This window comes from Asaia bogorensis, assembly GCF_900465345.1.
Lineage (GTDB): Bacteria > Pseudomonadota > Alphaproteobacteria > Acetobacterales > Acetobacteraceae > Asaia > Asaia bogorensis_A.
This window is the reverse complement of sequence record NZ_UEGO01000016.1, coordinates 75,296-99,660: the sequence shown is the minus strand read 5'-3', so window position 1 is coordinate 99,660 and position 24,365 is coordinate 75,296. Positions and strand designations below refer to the sequence as shown.

Genomic DNA, 24,365 nt, shown 5'->3' with positions numbered 1-24,365 from the left:
ACGAAAGATGATGATCCCGAGGTCGCACACCTCGTTATTTCGCTTGAAAGTTGTCCGCCTGCGGCGCGTCGCCCGAGCAGATGCCTCGGGCCTCTTCATCAACGGACCGTGATCGATCAGGTTTCGTTGTTAACGATCTTTATCTGCCATGCCATTGGCGAAGCCGCGGCAACAGGTGAAAGGCACCCCGTTTGCGTGTCGAAATGCTGACTGGTCGGGTGAGCGCCAGCAAGCCCTCGCGCCCGCGGGTGACGCCAAAACCGCTCCTGCGTGCCCCGCCAAACGGCAGCCGGGGATCTGCACTGGGAACGATGATGTCATTGATGGTGATCGTTCCAGCCGGAATGCGTCTCGCGATTGCCAGAGCCTCGCGTTCATTACCGAAAATGCTGGCGCCGAGGGCGTGTGTAGCCGCACCTTCAAGGCAGATCGCTTCCTCAACTGAGTGCGTCGTGATCACTGCAAACCAGGGTGCGAACAGATCGATATCAGCAAGTCTTGCCTTATGGGCGTTCAGGAAGATGACCTGTGTCTTGCCATAGACAACGACCTCTCCCCCTGCGCATTTTGCCGAGCAGAGAAATTGCGCAAGCTTTGATGAAGGATCTGGCGCGGGGTTATCCCCTTCACCGCCGAACACGCGATACAGTTCACGCTGCAAGGGGCGCCTCTGCCCCTCGCTGATGAACACCCTGCGGGGTGCGATGCACGTATGCCCGCCCTTGAGTGTCTGTCCGAAATGCAGCGCTCGTGCCACGAGGGCAAGATCTGCATCAGGCAGGACGAAGACAGGGTCTGCCCCGGATAGCTCCATGATGGTGGGCGTCAGGGTCTCCGCCGCTGCGAGCGCAACCTTGCGGCCTGTTTCAGCTGAGCCAGTAAGGATGATCAGGTCGTAGCCACTCGAGACTGCCTGTGGCCCGCTATCCTCACCGATCAGCTGCACGACCCCTTTCGGCACACCTGCCTGCTCGAGGAGCGCAACGAAACGGTGCAGGACTGCGGTCCGGCCGGGGGCTGGTTTCAGCGCGACGCTGTTGCCTGCCACGAGCGCCTGTAACGTCTGTATTCCTGCGAGCATGAGCGGGTAATTGCCGGGAGCCAGGATGAGGACCGCCCCTAGTGGCTTGCGCAGGACTGATGTCTTGATGCCCTGCAGCCAAAGCGGGCGCCCCAACCAGCTAAGCCTCCTTTCCTTGAGGAGGGATGGCGCCTCACGGCAGAGGAAACGCGACGCGGCCATGAGCGGAAGGATCTCGGCTGTCATGACGTCGAGCGAGGCATGATCGGCAATCAAACGGATTAGGCTAGGCGCGTTGAGAAGCATCAACCTGTTGAAACGACGTAACACCCTCAATCGCGCGCGCAGGGGTACCGCCGCCCATCGGGGCTGCATCGCCTTGAGGTCCCGGCAAACCTCCTGCGACGACGTTGAGCTCGATTTGTCCTCGCATTCATCGTGCAAGGAGGCGGAGGCCTCGAGACTCTCAGCTGGGCTGTGAGAATTGCGCGTAAAGGAGGTCGTGATGTCGCTCATGAAGGGTTCCGCTCATATCTCGAGTGCTAACCCCTCTTGATCGCCGCAGTTTCCCTGACCCAGTCTGTGCATCTTCACATCGGGGCCTGAGACACATCCCACCACCCTCAACAGGAAAACCATTGAGCGGAGGCAGATTGAAGCATCAGTGATGCTGGCAACCGGAGGCGTCACTCTGATCCTGAGCTGACAGCTGTCATGCGCTCGCATTGCTCGGATCCCGCGTTTGAGGAGAAGTGCCCGCTTGGTGCGCAGCATGGCGGCTGACGCCTTGCCCGGGAGATACATGCTATGCGGAGCATCATGATGCTGGCTAAAAGGCGCATTCAATGCGCGCTGGTAGGAACGGAGAGAAGCGCGCCTGCTGGCTCGTCCCGTTGGGAGGGCAAGCCCGAGGCCGGCCCCTTGGCCTCTCCGTCCAGGAACCGGAGGCAAAGGGCAACCTGTTCCCATGCCGCGTCAGACTCTCCGGCTCTTTACCTGAACAACCGGAAGATGCCGCCTAGACCAGCATCTTCCGTTCAGGAACTTTCACATCGCGGCTTCAAACACGCCAATGATCTGGGCAAGGGTCGCCTTGCGCGGATTGGTGAGCATGCAGGCATCCTTCTGCGCGTTCTCCGCCATCGTCTTGTGGTCTTCCGCCTTGACGCCGAGCGCGGTGAGACCCGACGGGATACCGACAGAGCGGGCCATCTGGGTGATGGCGTCGATTGCAGCCTCAGCCGCCTCATCGCGGCTCATGAGATCGGTCGGTACCCCAAGCAGGCGTGCGACGCGGGCATACCGATCGGCGGCAGCGATGAGGTTGAAGCGGCAGACGTGAGGCAACAGCACAGCGTTACAGACGCCATGCGGCAGGTTGTAAAAACCGCCCAGCTGATGCGCCATGGCATGCACATAACCCAGCGAGGCATTATTGAACGCCATGCCGGCCAGATACTGCGCGTAACACATGGCAACGCGCGCTTCCATGTTCTCACCATTGCCCACTGCCTTGGGCAGGAATTCGCCAATCAGGCTGATGGCCTTTTCAGCGCAGGCATCGGTGATCGGCGTTGCTGCAGTTGAAACATAGGCCTCGATCGCGTGGGTGAGCGCATCCATGCCGGTGGCAGCTGTCAGGGCAGGCGGCATGGCCACCATCAGGTTCGGATCGTCAATCGCGATCAGCGGTGTGCAACGCCAATCGACGATCGCCATTTTCACATGGGTCTGGGAATTGGTGATGATGCAGAACCGCGTCATCTCAGACGCTGTGCCCGCCGTGGTGTTGATCGCGATGAGTGGCGTCATCGGAACCTTGGATTTGTCCACGCCTTCGTAGTCGCGAATATTGCCACCGCCCGCTGTGACCAGGCCAATGCCCTTCGCGCAATCATGGGCGGAACCGCCGCCGAGCGAAACGATGAAGTCGCAGCCATTATCCTGATAGATCTTGACGCCGTCATGCACGTTTTTATCTGTGGGATTGGGCTCCGCACCGTCAAAAATGACAGTCTGCAAGCCATCCTCGAGCAGGTAGCCCGAAATGATATCTGCCACGCCCATTTTCTTCAGGCCAGCATCGGTGACAATCAGGGCCTTTCTGGCACCAAGCGCTTTCGCCCGGTCCCCGGCCTGCTTGGCACAACCGGGACCAATGAGGGTCACGCAGGGAATGAAGAAACTGTCGGTATGATCGGCAAGGGCGATATGCGCCATGTTTCTGATCCTTATGCCAGAGACGTTCGTATTGACTGGATTTCATCCCGCATAAGCGGTTTTATCCGGCTCTCCTTACGAAACGTTCCAATAGATTTATGGCTTCCTCAATAGAGGATCAATAAAACTCGATTATGAAGTCAATAAATTACAAATAGTACTACGCTGGTATAGAATCATTTACACGCCATGTTCTCGACATACCCCTCATGATCGCAGGCAGGATGAAGGTCGAACTACAAGGTGCGGGAAGCGTGTATGGTCCGGGCAGGGGCCGCAGGCCGTGCAAAAAGAGCTGATAAGCCTGGCAGCCTGAGCAGACAGCTCGGGCTGCTGCGCATGGCGCAATCTCAATCAGCTGAAGAGGTGAGCTGTTGATACCCTCTATGCGCAGAGGCGCCATGAGGGCGTGAGGTGTAGGCGCGGCTCAACGCCGCGCCCACCCTGATCTGCAAAACAGCAGAGATGACGGCTCAGAGAGCCGCCAGGAGTGCCTTTGTCAGTTCGGCCGTGCCTGTCTCGCCACCCAGATCACGCGTGCGCACGCCATCAATGCGGATGACGCGGTCGATAGCCTGATCCACACGTGTGGAAAGGTCCTGACGGCCGACATGAGCAAGCATCATGCTGGCAGCCATGAGCATGGCCAGCGGGTTGGCAACGCCCTTGCCGGCGATATCGGGGGCGGAGCCATGCACCGCCTCGAAAATCGCCGCATCGGGGCCAATATTGGCACCGGGTGCCATGCCCAGACCGCCGACAAGACCGGCAGTAAGGTCAGAGAGAATGTCGCCAAACAGGTTTGTCGTGACGATCACGTCGTACTGCCAGGGATCGGTGACGAGCTGCATTGCGCAGGCATCGACGATGCGCTCCTCAACAGCGACACGACCTTCATATTCCCTGGCGACCTTTCGACCTTCCTCAAGGAAAATCCCGCTGAAGATCTTGAGAATATTCGCCTTGTGGACCAGCGTGACCTTTTTGCGGCCATTGGCAACCGCGTAGTCGAAGGCGAAGCGCACAATGCGTGCACATTCTGCGCGTGAGTTGAAACCGGCGCCATAGGCCAGACCCTTAGGGTCGTCACCGACGGGCAGATAATGCTCCATCGCAGCATAGAGCCCTTCAATGTTCTCGCGCACAACCACGAGATCCACCTTGTCGAAGCGCCCGCCCGGAACAACCGTACGTGTCGGGCGCAGGTTGGCATAGAGGCCAAATTCCTGACGCATCGTCACATTGACGGATTTGAAACCCGCACCAACCGGCGTGGTGAGCGGTCCCTTGAGGGCAAGGCCGGTCTTGCGAATGCTGTCGAGGGTCGGCTGTGGCAGCGGCGCGCCGAACTTCTCAATGGCGCCAAGACCGCCGGATTGATGGTCCCATTCGAACGGGGCACCGACCTTGGACAGGATCTCGACAACAGAGGCGGTGATTTCCGGCCCGATACCATCACCCTCGATAAGGGTCGCGGGGATCATGTGATCAGCCATTCTGTCTTTCCTTTGTTCAGTTCGTGATTGGCGCGCAAGCGTCAGCAAGCCAGTTCCGGTCGTCCTCGTCCAGAAGCGGGCCGATATGGGCGAGCGTATCCTGATGATAGGTATTCAGCCAGCGCAGCTCTTCCGGTTCCAGTAACGATGCCATGATCAGACGGCGATCGAACGGCGCGAAGCCAAGTACCTCGAACTCGAGGAAGGGGGTCTGGCTGGAGACTGAAGCAGGCTTGACCAGAAGCAGGTTTTCCAGCCGGATACCGTAGGAACCGGGCAGGTAATAGCCCGGCTCGTCAGAGACGATCATGCCTTCTTCCAGCGCCACAGGGCGGGCAACAGAGCTTATATTCTGAGGCCCCTCATGCACGGAGAGGTAGCTGCCAATGCCATGCCCCGTACCGTGGTCATAATCGAGCCCGGCCTGCCAGAGCGCATAGCGTGCCAGAGCGTCGAGCCTATGCCCCGTCGTGCCCTGAGGGAAGCGTGCGCGGGCGAGAAGGATGTTACCCTTGAGCACTCGGGTAAAGGCTTCGCATAACGCTGCGGGCGGCGCATCGGGGCCATTCCAGATCGTGCGTGTCACGTCTGTGGTGCCGGCATCATACTGGCCCCCGCTGTCGATCAGATAGACCTGATTGGGCTGCAGGATCAGATCCTGACCGGGCAGGGCGCGATAATGCGGCAGGGCAGCATTGGGGCCGACAGCCGAAATCGCCGGGAAGCTTTCCCCATGATAGCTCTCTGAAGCACCGCGAAACCCGTTGAGGATTTCGGCAAGCATGGTTTCGCGTAGCCCCGTGCCCTCGCGGGAGACAAAATGGAGGAAGCGGCAAAGCGCGGCTGAATCGGACAGATGCACCTTGCGCGCGCCTTCCTGCTCGGTAGCGTTTTTGCACGCACGGGGCAGGGCACAGAGATCGTTGCCACGCGCCAGCGTTGCTCCTGCGTCAGCCAGTGTCTGGATGAACCAGAGCGATGTCTGGGCCGGATCGAAGCGAACGACCTGACCGGAAAGCGCCGTCAGACGGTCCTGAAGCTCCTCGGGGGGCAGGACAGAAACATTGCGGAACGAGATGGCCGCATCCGGGCTGACACGGCTGATATCGACGAACACTTCCAGAGACGCATCCTGATGCAGGATGCCGAAAGCGAGGATGACCGGCGTATTGGGAACGTCATCTCCGCGGATATTCAACAGCCAGGCGAGCGATGTCGGATCACAGACCAGCATGGCTTCCTGGCCTGCCTTGCGCAGCGCGCCGCCAATCTTGCGGCGTTTGGACAGGCTGCCTTCGCCGCTGAAGGCCTCCGGGTGATACTGCACGGCGCTCTCGGGCGCCGCCGGTTGGTCGGCCCAGACGGCATCAACCGGATTACGGTCGAGTGGGACAAAGCTGTAATCGGCTGAGGCCAGGGCATTGAGTTGTGCTTCACCCACCAACCTGGGATCATACCCGATTTTGAGGCCCCGCGCATTGTGGGCGAGCCACTCCGCCGCTGGCTGTTTTGTCAGATGCAGCCGCTCCCATTGAGTCCCATCGACCTGATCCTGCAACTGGCTGGTGTAACGTCCATCGGAAAAGACTGCGGCGGTCTCGCGCAGGACGATGGCAAGTCCTGCACTGCCGGTGAATCCGGTCAGCCAGGCCAGCCGCTCGGCGCAAGGGGCTACATATTCACCTAGAAATTCGTCCCCGCGCGGCAGCAGAAAGCCATCCACCCCGCTTGCATCGAGTTCATGTCGGACAAGTGCCTGACGTTTGTCGAGAGGGATGAGGCTCATGGCGTTTTCTTTCATCTCGGGCCCTGCAAGCAGGGCATTGCGGGACGTTTGTAACGAGGTTTCGGCCTGCTCAGACCGGGTGAGGCGGGCTTGTGTCGCTGTCGGGCGACGGCGTGTCCTGCATCAGTCCTGAATGCCCATCTTCCTCAAAAAGACGATACATAAAGACCAGATCAAGCCAGCGACCAAACTTGAAACCCATCTGAGGAAGGGGCGTGCTCTCGCTGAACCCTGCTGCACGATGAAGCGCGATCGAAGCGGTATTGCTGGCAGTAATGGCCCCGATCAGCACATGCATCCCGGCGTGTTCGGCATGAGCTGTTATGGCCTCAAGGAGCATGCGACCGATACCCTTGCGCTGCGCTGCACGTGCCACATAGATGGAATGTTCCACCGTGCGGGCATAGCCTTCATAGACGCGAAACGGCCCGTAGGAGGCGAAGCCGAGGATGGTCCCGTCTTCCACAGCGACGATAACCGGAAAGCCGGCAGCCTTCCGATCGGCCATCCAGCCGCGTCGCTCTTCCAGGCTGCGCGGTGACGTTGCCCATATCGCCTCGGAAGTCGCAATCGCATCATTGGTGATGGCGAGAATGGCGGGCAGGTCGCTTTCGGTCGCGTCGCGAAGTTCAGTCACGACGGCGCAGAACCAGCGTGGACCACTCGCCTTCGTAGTACTGCTTCTCGAGCACAAGTCCCTGTCGCCTGTGCGCGGCCAGCACCATACGGGCCTGAGTCGTCAGCAGGCCAGCAAGAATGACCGTGCCGCCCGGAGCAAGATGGCTACCGAGATCACGCGCCATCTTGCAGAGCGGGCGTGCCAGGATATTGGCGAAGACGAGATCGTAAGGGGCCTTGGCACGAACCGCCGGTGTCATCCAGCCATTGCCCAGGCGGGCATCGATCAGCGGGCCGATGCCATTGAGCTTCGCGTTGCTTGCGGCCACCCGGACCGACCAGGGCTCGATATCCACGGCAAGGATACGCTTGTTGAAAAGACGTGCCGCCGCCATGGCCAGAATACCCGACCCGCAGCCCATATCGAGGATACGGGCCGGTTTGCGCCAGGCCATGTCCTCCAGCGCCCTCAGGCAGCCACGGGTGGAACCATGCTCGCCCGAGCCGAAGGCAATCCCAGCATCCAGCGTGATGGTCAGGCGGTCACGCTTGTGGCTGGGGGTGAGGTGGGTACCCCGAATGGCGAAGCGCCGTCCGACATCCTGCTGCGGAAAGGCTTCATAGGTACGGGCAAGCCAGCCTTCTGCCTCGGTGCGCTCGCGCACAAGCTCGGCGTCCACGCCGGTCATGAGGCGCGCCAATGTCAGGGCGCGGGCAAGCTCCTCTTCGGCATGGCCCACATCCTTCACGCCCTCGACGCGCCAGATGTTCTGGTCCTCATTAGCCTCGAAAATGCCAACCGTGGTGCAAACGGTCAGAAAGGCCTGTTCGAAAAGCGGCACGGCCTCATCAGCGACGGTGACGGAGATGGTTTCAAGCGCCGAAGCGTGTCGTCTGGATGCGCTCACGAGACCTGTTCCACAAAATGGGCCATAATGCGTTTTTCGCCTGCCTTCTCGAAGTTGATATGCAATCGGTCGGATTCGACACCGAGCACGGTGCCATAGCCGAATTTCTGATGGAACACGCGTGCGCCCGAGGCAATTCCATGTGAGGCATCGGGTCGCACATCTGTCACGCGGGGGGCGGGTGTGCGGAAACGCCCTTGCGTGCTGCTCAGCGGGCCCGATGCAAAGATGGATGTCTGCGCGGCAGCCTGACGGCGCTCCTGCATGGCCTGTCCACTATGTTCGACCGTTTCAGCAGGAATCTCGTCAATGAAGCGGCTGGGCATGGAGTCCTGCCAGTTGGCATAGATGCGTCGACGGGCGGCATGAATAATGATCGCTCGTTTCCTGGCGCGGGTGATCCCGACATAAGCCAGCCTGCGTTCTTCCTCGAGGCTCTTGAGACCGCCTTCATCAAGGCTGCGCTGTGAGGGAAACACCCCTTCCTCCCAGCCGGGAAGGAACACTGTGTCGAACTCCAGCCCCTTGGCCCCATGCAGGGTCATGAGGCTGACCGTGTCGGCACTCGCCTTGTCCTCGGTCTCTGTGACGAGTGCCACGTGCTCGAGAAAGCCTTCGAGCGTGCCGAAATCACCGATGGCCCGAAGCAATTCCTTGATATTGTCGAGCCGCCCCGGGGCCTCGGGCGACTTATCGTCACGCCACATCGGCAGGTAGCCGCTTTCCTCCAGCAACTGCTCCATGGCCACCACATGGCCTTCGCTCTCACGGGTTTCGCGGGCGCGGGCGAAAGCCTCCATGAGGCCTGACAGCGCGTCGCGGCCTTTGCCCTTCACCAGGCCGGTGTCGAGGGCATGAGCAACGCCAACACTGAGCGGCGCATTCAGCCTGCGCGCCTCATGATGAAGCTTCTGCAAACCGGCGGCGCCCACACCGCGCTTTGGCACGTTGATGATCCGCTCAAAGGCAAGATCATCGGCGGGCTGGGCCAGAACACGCATATACGCCATGGCATCGCGTATCTCGGCGCGCTCATAGAAGCGCAATCCACCGACCACGCGATAAGGCAGGCCAAGTGTCAGGAAACGTTCTTCAAAGGGACGCGTCTGGAAGCCCGCTCGCATCAGAATGGCAATCTGGGAAAGGGGGTGCCCCTCGTTGCGCAGCCGCTCGATGGCCCCGGCAGCGATGCGGGCTTCCTCGTCCGAATCCCATGCGCTGATGATCTGCAGCTTTTCGCCCTGTGCGTCCTCGCGACCGGGCCGAAGCGTCTTGCCCAGACGGCCTGAATTATGAGCAATCAGCCCTGAAGCCGCGGCAAGGATCTGCGCTGTCGAACGGTAGTTACGCTCGAGGCGAACGATCTTCGCGCCGGGGAAATCCTTCTCGAAGCGCAGGATGTTTTCCACCTCGGCACCGCGCCATGAATAGATCGACTGATCGTCGTCGCCCACGCAGGCGATATTGGCCGGTCCGTGCTCGCGCTTGGCCAGCAGACGCAGCCAGAGATACTGGATCGTATTGGTGTCCTGATACTCATCGACCAGAATATAGCGGAACAGCCGGTGATACTGGGCCAGAACGTCTGGCTGTGTGCGCAGGATCTCAAGCGTATGCAGCATGAGATCGCCAAAGTCACAGGCATTCACTGCCTTGAGCCGGTCCTGATAGGCGGCGTAAAGCTTGCGCGCCTGTCCTCCTGCAAAATCCGTATCCTCGGCGGCCGTCACCTGTTCGGGCGTCAAACCGCGATCTTTCCAGCGCTGGAAAATACCGAGCAGGGCTTGAGGTGGCCAGCGTTTCGTATCGAGGCGGAACGGCTCCATGATCTGACGCACGAGCCGAAGCTGGTCGTCGGTATCGAGGATTGTAAAGCCAGTGGTCAGCCCGACATATTCTGCGTGACGGCGTAGCATCCGTGCGCACAGGGCATGGAATGTGCCCAGCCACAGCCCTTCCACACTCTCGCCAAGCAGAGCGCCAACACGCTCGCGCATTTCACGCGCAGCCTTGTTGGTAAAGGTGACCGCCAGAATCTGGTAGGGGCGCGCGCGGCCATCGAGCAGGATATGCGCAAAGCGTGTCGTCAGAACGCGTGTCTTGCCCGTGCCCGCTCCAGCCAGGATCAGAAGCGGTCCCTCGGTCGTCTCAATAGCCTCCCGTTGCTCGGGATTGAGACGTTCAAGGTATTCGGGCGAGGGGGATGGAATGAGGGATTGCGTCACCCGACCGATATAGAATGTAATGCCCTTATGGCCAAACGCTCATTTTCGCCTGAAAGCAAGAACCTGCTCCGCGGTGTGGGGCCTCAGGGGCATCGTGAGCGCATGCGCCATCGCGTGATGAGCGCAGGGGCGGACACACTCGCCGATTACGAAATCCTGGAGGTGCTGCTGTTCAACAGCATACCCCGGCGCGATACCAAACCCCTGGCCAAGGCGCTCCTGCAACGATTTGGAAGTCTCTCTGCCGTCTTTGCAGCCCCCGCCCAGGATTTACGATCGCTGGGCGTGAACGAGAAGGGGCTCTTGCTTCTGCGATTTCCCCCAGTACTCGCCGACCGGCTGGCTCTCGCGGAAGACCGGTTGCGTCCCCGACTGGAGAACTGGGACCAGCTCTGCGCGTATCTCTCAGGCGTGATGGCGAGTGCCGTACCTGAACAGTTTCGACTGCTCTATCTGGATAATCGCAACCGGTTGCTGGCTGACGAACCGGTGGATGATTTTTCCACTACCGCGCCAATTTTCCGCAGGGCACTGGCGCTTCAGGCTGTTTCTTTCATAGGCGTCCAGAAAACACTGACCACGTTTCATGCAGCAACCTCGCCCCTGCGTCGTTTTGCGGAGCGCCTCAGTCTTGAGGCCGGTGCTCTCGCCATGATTGTCCATGATGTCGTGGTCGTCTCGGAAAGGCGGCTCCCCTTGAGCCTGAGGCAGAAGGGGTTTTTTTAGGCGATTTTGCGCAGGCCGTTCCACATCAGCAGAGGCGGGAAAGCGCCGTAAATTGACCGTGCAGGGCAGGTGGCAGATCACCAGGTGAACCGACAAGAAGGTCGGCACCAGCCTCGGTCAGTTCTACCTCGCCACCATAGCCCCAAAGCACACCAATGGCGCGCAGGTGGTTGGCATGTGCCCCCGAGATATCGAATCGCCTGTCGCCAATCATGAGTGTCCGGGCAGGGGATAGTCCCTCCTGCCGCATGATGCGCGCGATCATCTCCGGCTTTTCGCCGCCGCTGTCATCATCGGCAGCGCCGTGAACATGATCGAAGCAGTCATCGAGGCCATGCTGACGCAATATCTCCCGGGCAAGTGAGGCTGGTTTGGACGTCGCCGTGAAGATCCTGACCGGCGAGCGCGCGAGCGCACGCAGGAGATCGGCCATGTGGGGAAAGACAGGCGTCTGGAACCTGCCAGATTTGTCGTAGAGGACCCTGTAAAGCGCTACCGCTTCTTCTACCCTGTTGTCCCCATAGACTCGAATGACCTCTTCCATCAGTTCGGCCAGAGGGGGGCCGACAACCCATGTAAGATCGATCGACAGATCAGGCTCGTGGCCAAGTGCCCGCACGACTCCATGAAGAGTGTCGATGATCCCGATGCGGGAGTCTATGATCGTGCCGTCAAGATCGAACAAGACAGAATGATCACTCGTATATTGGTCAAACTCTGACATACATCACTCGATTGATCTTGGCGGAGATGCCGTTGAAAGAAGTCATTTACGAGCATGGCGGCATGGATGTGAGATCGGGCGTGCAGCGAGTTGACGCCGCACAGGCTATGTTCGGCTCGATGGAATTACCTCACATGGCCATGACTGATGGGCAAGGGCCGGTGTTGTCGGACGAGGCGCTTCTGTATCTTTTTTGCGAAGGGACAGGCGTGCCCGCCGGGAAGCGAATACCTTTCTGCGAGAATATGCTGATGCGTTTTGGTTCGCTGGCTGCCATGTTCTCGTCAGAGCAGCGCACTCTTGCGGGAGTTGTCTCGCTGGATCGCCACCTCATCTGCACGATCACCCTCCTTCACGAGGCAGCCATACGGGTCAGTCGTGCACGAATGGGTGAGGGCGATATCCTCTCCAATCCCAGGTCAATGCTCGACTACCTGAAATCCCGTCTTTCCCGCGAGCCGATCGAGCAATTCCGTATCCTGTTTCTCGACGAGCACAATCGTCTTCTGGCAGATGAAGCACAGACACGGGGCACGGTGAACCACACACCTGTCTATCCGCGCGAAGTCGCACGACGCGCCATGGAGATCGGGGCAAGGAACATCGTGCTTGTCCATAATCACCCAAGCGGTGACCCAACGCCTTCCGACGGCGATATAGCGATGACGCATGACACACAGCGCGCCGCAGCCTTGATAGAGGTTCGGATTGCCGATCATATCATTATCGGCAATGGCAGCTATACCAGCTTCAGAGAGCTTGGCTTGATGGCCGAACGCTGATCAGTCGTCCGGCTGAGGGTCTCTGCCGACGCCAAGTGCTTCATCGAAGCGTGCCGCGATACCAAACGAACCCGGCAGCGCCCCGAGCGGGAAAAGCGCATTCACATGACCCATCTTGCGGCCTTCCCGACATGCGGTCTTGCCATAAAGATGCAAGGCGAGACCTGAACCCGAAAGAACAGCACTGCAGACATCCATGCCATCCTGACCGATCAGGTTTTTCATGACCGCATCACTATGGCGATAGGGATCAGGCAGAGGCAGATTGACTACCGCGCGGATATGCATTTCGAACTGGTCGATCAGACAGGCATCCATCGTCCAGTGGCCGGAATTATGCGGGCGCGGTGCAATCTCGTTGACCAGAAGCTCTCCCTTTGCCGAGACGAACATCTCGACGCCAAGAATTCCCACAAGGTCAAGTGTGACGGCAATGCGGTGTGCCAGCGCTTCGGCTTGTTCGGCCAGAAGTACCGGGATACGTGCTGGGGCTAGGCTGACATCGAGAATACCATCCCTGTGCTGGTTCTCTGTCACAGCAAAGCACATGGTGGCACCGCTCGCGTTGCGGGCGACCATCACGCTCAGCTCGCGCTCGAAATCCACAAACCCTTCGGCAATGAGCGGGAAGGGAAGATCGCGATTAAGCGCATCGAAGGCGGCCTGATCAGCGATACGAAACTGACCCTTGCCGTCATAGCCGAACCGCGCGGTCTTGAGCAGGAAAGGAAATCCCAGCGTGGTCGCTGCATCCTCAAGCGATGCAGCGTTCGGAACTGAAATCCAGGGCGCTACCGGGATATCACTGTCGCTCAGGAAAGTCTTTTCGAGGATACGATCCTGGCTGATAGCGAGAACGGGTCCTGCCGGATGCACCGGACAAAGGGAGGACAGCAGATCCAGACCAGCCGCGGAGATATTCTCGAACTCGAACGTGATGACATCGACGCTTTGCGCAAAGTTGCGTAGCACAGCTTCATCATCGTAAGCCCCGATGGTCACACGCTGTGCCGTTTCCTGCGCTGGCGGATCAGCCTCGGCGCTCAGGATATGCACGTGATAGCCCAGACGGGAGGCGGCTACCGCAGACATCCGGCCCAGCTGTCCGCCACCGATGATGCCGATTTTCGACCCCGGAGGGAGGGCTGTAACCTTCATGCTTCAGGGGTGTCAGCTACAGAGGCTGTCTGCATGGCGCGCCATGTATCCAGACGTGCCCTGACACCTTCATCCTGCAGGGACAGGATAGAGGCCGCAAGAAGCGCTGCATTGATGGCGCCAGCCTTGCCGATGGCGAGTGTGCCAACCGGCACGCCGCCCGGCATCTGGACGATCGACAGCAGGGAGTCCATGCCTTTCAGGGCATGGGATTCGACAGGCACGCCCAGAACCGGAAGTGTGGTCCAGGCCGAAACCATGCCGGGCAGATGGGCTGCACCGCCAGCCCCGGCGATAATGACCTGAAGCCCCCGACCCCGTGCGCTACGGGCGTATTCAGCCAGCCTGTCAGGGGTGCGATGGGCGGAAACAATGCGTGTTTCGAAGCTGATATCGAGCTCGGTCAGCTTCTCGGCGGCAAAATTCATGGTCGACCAGTCCGACTGGCTTCCCATGATGATACCAACGCGAGGTGTCTGGGCCAGATCGGTTGTCTGGCTGTATAGATCGAGGTCTTCGCTCATTCAGGCAATATCATCCGGTATAAGGCGGTTCTCGATAAAGTTGATTTCGTCCTTCAGAAGCAGCTTGCGCTTTTTGAGGCGCTGAAGCTGCAACTGATTGAGCGGATGCTGGACGAGACGATCGATCACCGTATCGAGGTCGCGGTGCTCGCTGCGCAGTTCATGCAGGCGGCGGAGCATGACTTCATGATCAACGAGCATCAGGTTCTTTCCGCTTTCATTTCAGCCACTACCCGCGAAATCCTACAACAGGGTTAATGGCCGGCGCTATCCCTACTTAGTTCTCTGTGTCGTCAAACTCTGACATTTCTGCGACGACAGGCACAGAATGACCTTCACGGGCGAGGCGCTCATTGGCGGCCTGTACCGCAGCGTTAAGGTCCGTCTGGCTGCACAGGCCCAGGATCACCGGATCGCGCGGCTTAATATTGGCGCTGTTCCAATGCTGGCGGTCACGCACCTTGGCGATGGTATCCTTGGTCGTGCCCAGCAGCTTGATGATCTGGAGTTCCGAAAGCTGGGGGAACTGGCGCAGCACGAAAGCGATGGCATCCGGGCGGTCATTGCGGCGCGCGATCGGGGTGTAGCGTGCGCCCTTGGCGCGACGGGCAACCGGGTTGGCCTTGGCCGAAAGCTTGAGGCGCAGATCCGGGTTGCCTTCGCAACGGGTGATCTGTTCCTGCGTCAGCTGGTTGTTCTTGACCGGGTCGTAGCCATTGATGCCCGCAGCAACCTCGCCATCAGCAATGGCCTGCACCTCAAGCGGATGCATGCCGCAGAATTCGGCAATCTGCGTGAAGGTGAGGGCGGTTTTGTCGATCAGCCATACTGCGGTGGCTTTCGGCATAAGCGGCAAGGTCATCTCGGTCCATCCTGCGTGAGGAGCATCGCTCCAGCAGGCACCGATTTGAATGTCCTTGCCCGGCGTACCGGGGAGATCTGCGCGGCACCTGCTGGATGCATAGCAAAGTCTGCGCTGATATGGTCTGCGAGAGCGGCAGGGGTCAAGCCCCTGCGCGCATTATTGGTAAAAAACCCGGGTGCAAGACCATCTCGCCTCGACACCACCCCGTGATGCAAAGCGGTGGATCAGGTCTGAATCAGGCCGCGTGGTTGACCGGAAGGGGGCTGGAGGCTGCTGACAAGCCGGAGGCCCTGACGCTGTTCGAGGCTGGCGTACCCTGCGAGATCGGAATGCGGCGCGGCTTGAGCGCCTCGGGAGTGACTTGCCGCACGGAAACGGTCAGCAGACCATTCACCAGTTCGGCACCACTAACCTCGATATGGTCAGCGAGCGCAAATCGTCGTTCGAACGCCCGGGTCGCAATACCGCGGTGGAGCAACTCGCCAGCTGCTGTCTTGCGAGGTACATGACCCTTGATGATCAGCTGGTTCTCGGCGAGATAAACCTCGACATCCTCAGGACCGAACCCGGCCAGTGCCATGGTGACCTGATAAACATCCTCGGCCGATTTTTCTATATTGTAGGGGGGATAGCTGGCATGGGCCGGTGCATTGGACACGGCATCATCAACCAGACGGGCCAGGCGGTCAAAACCGATCGCCGAGCGGAAAAGTGGTGCGAAATCGTAGGACATGAAGAACCTCCTTCAAGGCAGATCCGATACTGCGCCTCCGCATGGGCCGGCACAGAAACATGAAGCATTGTCGCAACCCCATATGGGCATTGTGACAGGCTTGATGTGGGATCGTTTCCGGGCGGGACAAGGCCCCGCCCGGGAAGGAGCGCCTGATATTACTTCTTGGCGGCGCGAGCGCCGATGCCGGCAAAACGCTTGTTGAACTTGGCCACCTGGCCTCCCGTGTCGAGCATACGCTGCACGCCGGTCCAGGCCGGGTGGGACTTCGGGTCAACGTCGAGACGCAGCGTGTCGCCAGCCTTGCCATAGCAGGACTGTGTCTTGAACTCGCTGCCATCAGTCATGATGATGGTGATCTCGTGATAATCGGGGTGAATGCCGGTCTTCATCTGTGCTGTCCTTGTTGCAATGCTCCGATGCCGACCGGAGCGGATGGCGGGGCTATAACGGAAAGAAACGGTCAGGGAAACGACAAAAACGCAGAAACTTCTGCGCCCCCATTGTTTTTTCTATCGGGCCGCAGGGTTTTATCCCAAAATCTGGGGTGCTTGACCATTTCGAACACGGGTGATGCCCGCGTCACGAACCGAGCCTGAACACGCTATCTACAATCCCTTACCTGAAGGAAAAAAACTCACGATGTCTGATCTACGTTCAAAGCTGCACACCCCCGGCTGGATTGCCGAATTCCAGAAGTTCATCATGCGTGGCAATGTCATCGACATGGCTGTCGGTATCATCGTCGGTGCAGCTTTCACGTCGATTGTCACCAGTCTCGTCAAGGATATTCTTACTCCTGGCATCGGGCTGCTTACAGGTGGGATCGATTTCTCGAACATCTTCATCACGCTCAAGGGCCCGGTTCTGCCTACCCTCGCCGAAGCCCAAAAGGCCGGGGCCGTTACAGTCAATGTGGGCGTATTCCTCAACGCCGTAATTCAGTTTCTGATCGTGGCCTTCGCTGTATTCTGGCTCATCAAGATTGTCTCCCGTTTCCAGCATAAGCAGGAAGCCGCGCCGGCGGCCCCGCCTGCGCCGACCAAGAGCGAGGTTCTGCTGACAGAAATCCGCGATCTGATCGCGAAGGATCCCAGATAAGCCAGTCTTTATCACCCTGTCTTGATGCGCCCGCTTGGCGGGCGCTGTTTCGTGGCGCATGATCTGTTCATGCGCCATTTTCTCTCATCCGCAATTCTGGTTTCGGCCCTGTCTCTTACCGCTTGTGCCGGAGGCGCAGGCGACCAATTGATGCAGAGCCGCTCACCGAGCGTTCTGCTCACAAGCTATGCTATTGCGAATGGCATGGCAGAGCACGGCATGATCGTGCGCATCATGCAGCACAAGGCGACGAAAACCGATATCGCACGCCTGATCGCGATCGATCACAATACGTGGCAATTGATACGGCAGGCTGCGTTCTCGCCCACGGACGCCAATTTCAGGCTCGCTGACGGTGGAATTATGCAGATTTTGGATTATGCCACCCCGGTGCCCCAGCCAGCCGCTGATGGTACAAAACCAGGGCTGGCGGCACCCTGACCTGATTCAGGCATCGGTCACGGGGCTAGGGGAGGCAAGCCAACCTCCCCGGAATTTTAGCCTCAGGAAGCCTTGCTGCGACGCAGACGCTTCTCGCCCATAAGCAGAAGCAGCGGTGCCGCAATGAAGATCGACGACGATGTTCCGACCACGATGCCGAAGAGCATGACGGTGGCAAAGCCTGAGAGGCTATGGCCCCCGAAGATAGCCAGCGGCAACGCAGCGAGAAACACCGTCATGGACGTGCCGAGCGTCCGGTTGAGCGTCTCGTTGATGGAGAGATCGAGCAACTCACGCAGGGGCATGGTGCGATACTTGCGCAGGTTCTCACGCACGCGGTCATAGACAACCACCTTGTCGTTGGTGGAATAGCCCAAAATCGTCAAAATGGCGGCCACCATCACCAGATCGAACTGGAAGCGTGTGATAGCAAGGAACCCGACCGTCTTGGTGAGGTCGAGCACCAGCGTGATCACGGCGCTGATTGCGAACTCCCATTCGAACCGGATCCAGATATAGACCAGGATCATGGCAAGGCTGAGCCCAAGGGCAAGAAGCCCGTTGCGAAACAGCTCGCTAGAGACCGAAGCGCCAACGGCGTCGGCGCGCAGGACCTGCGTACCCGGCTGAGCCTCGACAACTGCGTGGCGCACGGTATCGACCAGCTTTTGCGTATCGGCTTCCTGCGTCGGGCCGGCAGGTGGTGTGTCGAGCTGGATCAGCACATCGTTTTCAGCCCCGAAGCGCTGTAGCCCCGCCGCGGAAATATTATGGACGGCAAGCGCATGACGCAGCTTGTCGAAATCTGCCGGTCCCTGAGTCTGGGCCTCCACAACGATACCCCCATGGAAGTCGAGACCGAGCTTGAGGCCAGGCACGAAAAACAGAACGACCGAGAGAGCCGACAGGATGGCCGAGGTGGCAAGGCCGGCATAACGGCCCCGCATGAACGGAATATGCTTGTCTTCACGGACGAAGCGGAAAAGAGGACGTGAGAGCATCGCTTCAGACCGGCAGTTCTGTGGGGCGTGTAAGGGCGTACCAGCGAACCATCAGCAGACGTGATAGCAGCATGGTGGTGAAGAGGGTGGTGACGATACCGACCGTAATCGTCAGGGCGAAGCCGCGCACGGGCCCAGTGCCGAACACGAACAGCATGACATGCGCAAGAAAGGCCGTCGCATTGCTGTCGATGATGGTGGAGGAGGCACGTTCGAAACCTGTCTGCATGGCAGCAAGTGCCGTGCGTCCGCGCCCGACTTCCTCGCGGATACGCTCATTGATCAGGATGTTGGCATCGACTGCCATGCCGAGTGTCAGCAGCATACCCGCCATACCCGGCAGGGTCAGTGTGGCCTCGAACAGCGAGAGGATAGCCGTCATCAGCACCAGGTTGGCCAGCAGCGCAATGTTCGCATAGAGGCCAAAGCGCCCGTAGAACAGCGCCATGAAGACGATCACGAAGATGAAGCCAATAGCCAGGCTGATAGCACCGGCCCGGATCGAATCAGCACCGAGGGACGGACCAATCGAGCGCTGCTCGATAACCGCCAGCGGCGCGGGCAGGGCGCCTGCGCGCAGCATCACAGCAAGATCGGTTGCTGTCTGAGCGGTGAAGTTGCCCGTGATCTGGCCGTTACCCTGCGTAATGGGGGTCCGGATGACCGGGGCCTCGATCACCTTGTTGTCGAGCACGATCGCAAAGCGTCGGCCGACGTTTTCGGTGGTGGTCTGTGCAAATGCGCGGGCGCCTGCACGATTGAACGAGAAGGTAACAGCCCATTCGCCCGATTGCTGGTCGATCGATGCACCGGCATTGTTCAGCGCCGCGCCATCAACAGCAACATGATCCAGCACTGGCAACATCGCACCCGTGCTGATATCCTGCATGAGGGTGGATCCCGGCGGCGCGACGGCACCCCCTCCGGCCGAGTTGGCAAGCAGGCGGAATGTCATCTTGGCGGTGGTGCCCAGAAGACGCTTGATATGCTCAGGATCACTGATGCCAGGCAGTTCGACTACGATACGGTCGTCTCCCTGTCGCGTAATCTCGGGGTCCACTGCACCTGTGCTGTCGATACGGCGACGGACGATCTCGATGGACTGTCCTACAGCCTCGCGCGCACGCTGACGCAACGCGGCCTCATTCAGGGTCATCACGATGCGGTCGTGATCGATCGCGGCGGCTACGTCGCTGCCAGCGCCAGTGAGCGAGGAGAGAGCCTCAAGGCTGGATTGCTGCTCGCTTGCATCACGCGGGAGGAAGCTGAGGGTTCGTCCAGCGGCATCCTTGCGAAAATCGCGATAGCCAAGGTTCTTTTCAATCAGGACCTGCTTGGCCTGATCCTCAAGACCCTGAAGGCGGTCATCAACAAGGCTCTGCTGATCGAGTCGAAGCAGAAGATAGGAACCGCCACGCAAATCAAGACCCAGATGGATCTGATGCCAGGGCAGCTTGGCCGCAGGCGCACGCATGAAATTGGGCAGGCAAAGCAGGAGGCCGAGGAAACAGACCCCGAGAACTCCCAGCATGGTAGGCCGACTATAGTACATCATCGAACGGAGCGGCGTCCTTCTTGTAACGACCGGAGATTTGAGGCTACCGCAAGGCGGTCAGGCTGCGGGAAGATGCAGGCAGGCGCTCTGCGTTGCAACCTCCCTGTGCCCCCTGCTACACCAAAAACATGATTTCAGACGTGCACGGACCGGGAAAAGATATGCTGAAGGTCGGAATTGTGGGGGCTGGTCATTTTGGCCGCTTTCACGCGCTCAAGGCAAAGGACTGTCCGCGCGAGCAGCTTGTCGCCCTTTACGACCCGGATCAGGCGAGGGCACAGCTTGTCGCGAAGGAGGCCGGTTGTGCAGTGGCGGCAAGCCTTGAGGCCCTGATTGCCCAATCAGACGCAGTGATCGTGGCAGCCCCGGCGGAACAGCATTTCCCGGTCGCTTCAGCCTGCCTCAAGGCAGGGCGTCACGTGCTGGTAGAGAAACCCATCGCTGCGACCCTTGATGAAGCCAGAACCCTGGCGGTACTGGCGAAGGGTAATGGCGTGGTGCTTCAGGTGGGTCACCTCCTGCGGTACTCCTCTGAGCACAAGGCGATTTCAGAGCGTATCGGCAAGCCTCTGTATATCGAGGCGACGCGGATTGCCCCCTTCAAGCCACGCGGCACGGATGTGTCGGTGATTCTCGATCTGATGATCCATGATCTCGATCTGGTTCTCTCACTGGTCGACTCTCCCATCGAGTCCATAGACGCGGTAGGTGTTGCGGTATCGAGCGAGCATGAGGATATCTCCAATGCACGGGTACGGTTCGCCAATGGATGTGTCGCCTCCATCTCGGCCAGCCGTATCTCGCTCAAGACCGAACGTCGTATGCGTGTCTTTTCGGAAGAGGGTTATCTCTCGGCCGACTTCGTTCAGCAGGAGCTGACCATGATTGGCCGCAAGCGTGGCTTGCCTTTACCGGGCACGGGGGGCTTCCGGCGCGAGGCACTGCGGTGGAAGGACAATGACTGCCTTGCGGCCGAGCACGATGCTTTCGCAGCGGCATGCCTGGACGGCGCACCGATCCTTGTCGATGCGGAGGCGGGTATACGGGCGCTCGATGCGGCTATTCGCGTCAAGGCTAGCATGGATGACACGCGGGCGCGCATGGAGATGTCAGGGCTTATCGCATCAGGCGACAGCCTGTCTCCAACTGAGGCCTGAGCTGGAAGAGGGGCATTTTCCTGCTCCTTACCCCTCGAAGATTTCTGGTCCGGTGTTCAGGCGCCGGACTCGATTTCTTCTTTTTTCATTTCGAGCAGGAGCCATTCCTCCTCGGCAGAGGTAAGCGATGCCTCGGCAGAAGTGAGCTCGTCACTTACCCGGGCAAATTTCTTCGCGTCCTTGCTGTAAAGCGACGGATCTGAGAGTGTCTCACGCAGGGTGACGATGAGCTTCTCGAGACGATCGATTTCCGCAGGGAGTTTCTCAAGCGCCAGCTTGTCCTTATAGCTGAGCTTCTTGCTGTTGCGCTCTGATTTTGCGATACCCTTTTCCCGTGGTTCGGCGGTTTTGCTGTCGGGATTTGCATTGCGCTCAGCCGGGGCTTCGCCGCCAGTCTGGGCCAGCATATCGCTGTACCCACCGGCATATTCGATCCAGTGACCGTCGCCCTGCGCCACAAGAACCGAGGTGGCCACGCGGTCCAGAAAGTCGCGATCATGGCTCACCAGCATGACCGTACCCGGATAGTCGTCCAGCATTTCCTGCAACAGATCGAGCGTCTCAAGGTCAAGATCATTCGTCGGCTCGTCGAGTACGAGCAGGTTTGATGGCTGGGCCAGCGCACAGGCAAGGGCAAGCCTGCCACGTTCACCGCCAGAGAGAACACCGACCGGCGTGCGCGCCTGTTCGGGGCGGAACAGGAAGTCCTTCATATACCCAATGACATGGCGCTTCTCATCGCCCACCTGCACCATGTCGCCGCTTCCCCCGGTCATGGTATCCGCTAGCGTCATGGACGGGTCGAGGCTTGCGCGCCGCTGGTCCAGCGTGACAAGCGAGGTGGAGGGACCTACCTGTACGCGTCCCGTATCGGGCTGATCCTCGCCGGTGAGGAGACGAAGAAGCGTCGTCTTGCCCATACCGTTGGCCCCGACGATCCCAAGGCGATCGCCCTTGAGCACGCGCAGATCGAGATTCTTGACCACAACCCGCTCGTCGAATGCCTTGGTCACATCCTCTGCGACCGTTGTCAGCTTTCCGGTTGTCTGGGCTTCTGACACGGTCAGCTTGAGCGACCCACGGAACTGGCTCGCAATCTCCTTGCGGCGCGAACGCAGCGAGGCCAGCTCGGCCACGCGGCGGACGTTGCGCTTGCGACGGGCTGTCACGCCATAGCGCATCCAGTCCTCTTCACGGGCGATCTCGCGATCGAGCTTGTGAGCCGCAAGCTCCTCTAGAGCGAGAACCTCCTCGCGCCAGTCCTCGAAGCGGGCGAAACCCTGATCAAGGCGGCGAGTGATGCCTTGCTCGAGCCAGACGACGGCCCGCGAGAGAGTTTCGAGGAGGCGGCGATCATGGCTAATCACGATCATGGCTGAGCGCATGGAGGCAAGCTCGCGCTCGAGCCATGTGATGGTCGGCAAATCGAGATGGTTGGTCGGCTCATCGAGAAGCAGAAGATCCGGCCGCGCAGCAAGGGCGCGGGCGAGGGCGCAGCGACGGGCTTCACCACCCGAGAGTGTTGCCGTACTTTCATCACCTGTCAGACCCAGTTCGGAGAGCATGCTACGGGCGAGATAATCTTCCTCGGGCTGCAGATCCTGAGCAACGTAGTCGTAGCTCGTCCTGAAAGCCGAAAGGTCTGGTTCCTGCGGGAGATAAACGATCTTGATCCCGGGCTGCACGAAGCACTGGCCAGCGTCAGGAAGGATCTCGCCAGCAGCAATACGCAAAAGCGTCGATTTGCCTGAGCCATTGCGGCCCACAAGGCACAGCTTTTCTCCCGGGGCAACCCCGATTTCGGCACCGTCCAGCAGTGGACGACCCCCGAGAGTATAGGAGATATCGCGTAGATGAAGGATCGGTGCAGCCATGCGCCCTATGTGTCGCACCGGCTGCGTCGATGCAAGTCAGATCGCTTTGAGACCGCCCGTAACCGCCTGATAGGTCGTTATGGCCAGCGTGGTAGGCTCGAAGGGCTTGGTGATAATGAAAGATGGTTCTTCCTGCTCGCCTGTAAGCAGCCGCTCGGGATAAGCGGTCACGAAAATCACCGGTGCCTGATGGTCCTTCATAATGCGACCAACAGCGTGCATGCCGTCGCCGCCGCCACCGAGATTGATGTCGGCCAGGATAAGTCCGGGGCGTGTTTCCTTGGCCAGCCGCACGGCATCGGCCTCAGTGTAGGCAACACCAGCAATGCGATGGCCGCATTGTTGCACCACATCCTGGATGTCCATTGCGATGATGGGCTCGTCCTCGATGATCAGCACACTTGTCTCAGCGACCGAACGCAGACCCTCATTCGCCTTGGCGATATCAGCAAGGATATCGGCCTCTGTTCGCCCGAGGATCATGGCAACGGCGCTGAGGGGTACCTCCTCGAGCGAGGTGAGAAGCAGGACGAAGCGTTGCGTCAGGGTGAGGGATGACGGAGGATGAGCGCTGGCATTGGCCGCCTGAAAACAGTCGATGATCGACTTGTAAAGACGGAAGCGAACACTGATCTCATGTCCACCCTTGCGCGTAGCCATGTCGCGTATGGCAAGGGCCACAAGCTGATCACCCTGCTTCTGTGTGCCTTCAAGAGCTCTTGCAAAACGTCGCGCAAAGGGCAAGGCTTGCATGAGGTCTTGGCGCTCTGCATCGACCATAGAGAAACGAAGCTCCAGAAATTTTCCGCCAACACAACGCGGTTCGTTGCGTTACGATGGCACTTTTTCGGCGCTGAGCAAAGAGGAATGCAGTCATGTGCTACCGGGAGATCACAGGCTGAGCACCCACAAGCCAGACAATCCGCGAGAGGCGGGCGCGAAGGCTGACCCCGTCCGGCGGGGAATTGCCACGCACCTCATCGATCTGCGCGGTTTTGCACGCTACCTTACCAGAGACGCCTCCGCAGCCGATGACCTCGTGCAGGACACGGTTTTGCGTGCGCTGGCCGCGCGTGACAGCTTCGTTCCAGGGACCAATCTCAAGGCCTGGCTATTTACCATCCTGAGGAATGTTTTTTTTGAGCAGCGCCGTCGCAAGGTGAAAGAAACAGAGATTCTCGGCGAGATATCACGAGGTAGTGAGGAAGGGTTCGATGAGCGCGATCGATACAAGGATGGCGTCATGGATCTTTCACAGCTCTTGTGGCGTCTGCCTGAGCTTTTGCGTGAGGCGCTGATTCTCGTTGGCGCTCAGGAGATGAGTTACGAGGAGGCCGCTGCGATCTGCGATTGTCCAGTCGGTACGATGAAAGCGCGTGTGTCGAGAGCACGAGCCCAGCTTGCCGAGATCGCTTCACCATCTGCGGATCCCGCATAGAGAGACTGTGGG

The 24,365-nt window shown here is 59.5% G+C and carries 24 protein-coding genes; 6 read left to right on the top strand and 18 right to left on the bottom strand.

Features of this window, described 5'->3' with window-relative positions:
* Positions 1–139: 139 nt before the first annotated feature.
* The 7 genes from ED655_RS08565 to ED655_RS08530 all read right to left on the bottom strand — a co-directional run bounded on the left by ED655_RS08565 (position 140) and on the right by ED655_RS08530 (position 10,274).
* The gene (locus tag ED655_RS08565) at positions 140–1,537 is read right to left on the bottom strand and encodes an aldehyde dehydrogenase family protein (protein WP_122049810.1); all 1,398 of its coding nucleotides are present in this window, start codon (positions 1,535–1,537) and stop codon (positions 140–142) included.
* A gap of 531 nt (positions 1,538–2,068) precedes the next feature.
* On the bottom strand, positions 2,069–3,241 hold the full coding sequence (mdh, locus tag ED655_RS08555; RefSeq protein ID WP_122039638.1) for an iron-dependent methanol dehydrogenase: 1,173 nt from the start codon (positions 3,239–3,241) through the stop codon (positions 2,069–2,071).
* Between the two features lie 473 nt (positions 3,242–3,714).
* Positions 3,715–4,737 carry an isocitrate/isopropylmalate dehydrogenase family protein gene (locus tag ED655_RS08550; RefSeq protein ID WP_122049808.1) on the bottom strand — a complete coding sequence of 341 codons (1,023 nt, stop codon included), beginning with the start codon at positions 4,735–4,737 and terminating at the stop codon, positions 3,715–3,717.
* Between the two features lie 16 nt (positions 4,738–4,753).
* On the bottom strand, positions 4,754–6,523 hold the full coding sequence (locus ED655_RS08545) for an aminopeptidase P family protein (RefSeq protein ID WP_122049851.1): 1,770 nt from the start codon (positions 6,521–6,523) through the stop codon (positions 4,754–4,756).
* A 70-nt stretch (positions 6,524–6,593) separates the two neighbouring features.
* The gene (locus ED655_RS08540; protein WP_122049807.1) at positions 6,594–7,160 is read right to left on the bottom strand and encodes a GNAT family N-acetyltransferase; all 567 of its coding nucleotides are present in this window, start codon (positions 7,158–7,160) and stop codon (positions 6,594–6,596) included.
* Entirely contained in the window at positions 7,153–8,049 is an 897-nt protein-coding gene (locus ED655_RS08535) for a 50S ribosomal protein L11 methyltransferase (RefSeq protein WP_240993581.1), read from the bottom strand. The genes ED655_RS08540 and ED655_RS08535 overlap by 8 nt, the downstream gene beginning before the upstream one ends.
* Positions 8,046–10,274, bottom strand: a complete 2,229-nt coding sequence (locus tag ED655_RS08530) for an ATP-dependent helicase (RefSeq protein WP_122049805.1) — start codon at positions 10,272–10,274, stop codon at positions 8,046–8,048. The genes ED655_RS08535 and ED655_RS08530 overlap by 4 nt, the downstream gene beginning before the upstream one ends.
* Positions 10,275–10,301: 27 nt before the next feature.
* On the opposite strand from ED655_RS08530, the gene ED655_RS08525 reads away from it, so the two are divergent.
* Positions 10,302–11,000 carry a JAB domain-containing protein gene (locus ED655_RS08525; protein ID WP_122049804.1) on the top strand — a complete coding sequence of 233 codons (699 nt, stop codon included), beginning with the start codon at positions 10,302–10,304 and terminating at the stop codon, positions 10,998–11,000.
* 25 nt (positions 11,001–11,025) lie between these two features.
* Here the strand turns inward: ED655_RS08525 and ED655_RS08520 are convergent, their stop codons facing one another.
* Positions 11,026–11,685, bottom strand: a complete 660-nt coding sequence (locus ED655_RS08520; RefSeq protein WP_346773214.1) for an HAD hydrolase-like protein — start codon at positions 11,683–11,685, stop codon at positions 11,026–11,028.
* Between the two features lie 71 nt (positions 11,686–11,756).
* Between ED655_RS08520 and radC the strand changes: the two genes are divergently transcribed.
* On the top strand, positions 11,757–12,506 hold the full coding sequence (gene radC / locus ED655_RS08515; RefSeq protein WP_240993580.1) for a RadC family protein: 750 nt from the start codon (positions 11,757–11,759) through the stop codon (positions 12,504–12,506).
* Here the strand turns inward: radC and ED655_RS08510 are convergent, their stop codons facing one another.
* The 6 genes from ED655_RS08510 to rpmE all read right to left on the bottom strand — a co-directional run bounded on the left by ED655_RS08510 (position 12,507) and on the right by rpmE (position 16,178).
* The gene (locus ED655_RS08510; RefSeq protein ID WP_122049802.1) at positions 12,507–13,664 is read right to left on the bottom strand and encodes a 5-(carboxyamino)imidazole ribonucleotide synthase; all 1,158 of its coding nucleotides are present in this window, start codon (positions 13,662–13,664) and stop codon (positions 12,507–12,509) included.
* Complete coding sequence (gene purE / locus ED655_RS08505; protein ID WP_023978057.1) at positions 13,661–14,188, bottom strand: 5-(carboxyamino)imidazole ribonucleotide mutase; 528 nt, start codon at positions 14,186–14,188, stop codon at positions 13,661–13,663. Before purE ends, ED655_RS08510 begins: the two co-directional genes overlap by 4 nt.
* Entirely contained in the window at positions 14,189–14,389 is a 201-nt protein-coding gene (locus ED655_RS08500; RefSeq protein ID WP_023978056.1) for a DUF465 domain-containing protein, read from the bottom strand. It lies immediately after the preceding gene.
* Positions 14,390–14,465: 76 nt separating this feature from the next.
* Positions 14,466–15,050, bottom strand: a complete 585-nt coding sequence (locus ED655_RS08495; RefSeq protein WP_122039647.1) for a DUF1013 domain-containing protein — start codon at positions 15,048–15,050, stop codon at positions 14,466–14,468.
* Positions 15,051–15,288: 238 nt separating this feature from the next.
* Positions 15,289–15,786 carry an Hsp20 family protein gene (locus ED655_RS08490; protein ID WP_122049801.1) on the bottom strand — a complete coding sequence of 166 codons (498 nt, stop codon included), beginning with the start codon at positions 15,784–15,786 and terminating at the stop codon, positions 15,289–15,291.
* A gap of 158 nt (positions 15,787–15,944) precedes the next feature.
* On the bottom strand, positions 15,945–16,178 hold the full coding sequence (gene rpmE, locus ED655_RS08485) for a 50S ribosomal protein L31 (RefSeq protein ID WP_023978053.1): 234 nt from the start codon (positions 16,176–16,178) through the stop codon (positions 15,945–15,947).
* Between the two features lie 250 nt (positions 16,179–16,428).
* Between rpmE and mscL the strand changes: the two genes are divergently transcribed.
* Positions 16,429–16,887 (top strand): large-conductance mechanosensitive channel protein MscL, encoded by a 459-nt coding sequence (mscL, locus tag ED655_RS08480; RefSeq protein WP_023978052.1) that lies wholly within the window; start codon positions 16,429–16,431, stop codon positions 16,885–16,887.
* A 69-nt stretch (positions 16,888–16,956) separates the two neighbouring features.
* Entirely contained in the window at positions 16,957–17,328 is a 372-nt protein-coding gene (locus ED655_RS08475; RefSeq protein WP_152530160.1) for a hypothetical protein, read from the top strand.
* A gap of 62 nt (positions 17,329–17,390) precedes the next feature.
* Here the strand turns inward: ED655_RS08475 and secF are convergent, their stop codons facing one another.
* Together secF and secD are read right to left on the bottom strand one after the other, a co-directional pair.
* Positions 17,391–18,329 carry a protein translocase subunit SecF gene (secF, locus tag ED655_RS08470; RefSeq protein WP_023978050.1) on the bottom strand — a complete coding sequence of 313 codons (939 nt, stop codon included), beginning with the start codon at positions 18,327–18,329 and terminating at the stop codon, positions 17,391–17,393.
* Between the two features lie 4 nt (positions 18,330–18,333).
* Complete coding sequence (secD, locus tag ED655_RS08465; RefSeq protein WP_122049799.1) at positions 18,334–19,881, bottom strand: protein translocase subunit SecD; 1,548 nt, start codon at positions 19,879–19,881, stop codon at positions 18,334–18,336.
* Positions 19,882–20,045: 164 nt separating this feature from the next.
* Between secD and ED655_RS08460 the strand changes: the two genes are divergently transcribed.
* A complete protein-coding gene (locus ED655_RS08460; protein WP_475647873.1) occupies positions 20,046–21,041 on the top strand; it encodes a Gfo/Idh/MocA family oxidoreductase in 996 nt (331 codons plus the stop codon).
* Positions 21,042–21,097: 56 nt separating this feature from the next.
* Here the strand turns inward: ED655_RS08460 and ED655_RS08455 are convergent, their stop codons facing one another.
* The gene (locus ED655_RS08455) at positions 21,098–22,915 is read right to left on the bottom strand and encodes an ABC-F family ATP-binding cassette domain-containing protein (protein ID WP_122049797.1); all 1,818 of its coding nucleotides are present in this window, start codon (positions 22,913–22,915) and stop codon (positions 21,098–21,100) included.
* A gap of 36 nt (positions 22,916–22,951) precedes the next feature.
* A complete protein-coding gene (locus ED655_RS08450; protein WP_122049796.1) occupies positions 22,952–23,695 on the bottom strand; it encodes a PhyR family response regulator anti-anti-sigma factor in 744 nt (247 codons plus the stop codon).
* A 184-nt stretch (positions 23,696–23,879) separates the two neighbouring features.
* On the opposite strand from ED655_RS08450, the gene ED655_RS08445 reads away from it, so the two are divergent.
* Positions 23,880–24,353: a sigma-70 family RNA polymerase sigma factor gene (locus ED655_RS08445; RefSeq protein ID WP_031240265.1), complete on the top strand. Its 474-nt coding sequence runs from the start codon at positions 23,880–23,882 to the stop codon at positions 24,351–24,353.
* Positions 24,354–24,365: the final 12 nt, after the last annotated feature.